The sequence below is a fragment of the Campylobacter troglodytis genome (assembly GCF_006864425.1).
Taxonomy (GTDB): domain Bacteria; phylum Campylobacterota; class Campylobacteria; order Campylobacterales; family Campylobacteraceae; genus Campylobacter_D; species Campylobacter_D troglodytis.
In genome coordinates this window covers 1-435 of sequence record NZ_QHLI01000257.1, presented here as the reverse complement: position 1 = coordinate 435, position 435 = coordinate 1, and the positions used below count along the sequence as shown (strand labels likewise).

General features: G+C 36.3%; 1 protein-coding gene. It reads right to left on the bottom strand.

Annotation, left to right across the window (positions count from 1 at the left end):
- Window positions 1-12: 12 nt before the first annotated feature.
- On the bottom strand, window positions 13-435 hold a 423-nt coding region (locus DMC01_RS14335; RefSeq protein WP_185908996.1), incomplete at its 5' end, for a hypothetical protein.

The window sequence follows — 435 nt, the reverse complement described above, 5'->3', positions numbered from 1 at the left end:
CTCACACTGCCCTTATTTTTCCACCTTCACACTACCCTTTAAGACAATTTTATCATTTTTTAGTTTCACTTCACTTGAACCTAGCTTTAAGCTAATCCCATCCTCATCGCTTTGAATGACTGTGTCTTTTATGATGAGGGTTAATTTTTGTTTAGCTTGTATATATATTTGCCCTTCTGTGTCTATTAGTAAATTTTTAGCTTGCACTGTGCCTTGTTTGAGGCTTTTAATTTGAATTGAATCCTTGCTATATAGGTCTATATTACTATTTGCACTCAGTGAATAATTAGACCTAGTGCTTACATTTATATCTTTATTTATATTTAGATCTAAGCTTCCCCCCACTACCTCGCTGATATTTCCCCCTACATACTCGCTTAGATCACCTTGTATTTCCTCGCTTAGATCCCCTCTCACCTCAACGCTCTTATTGCC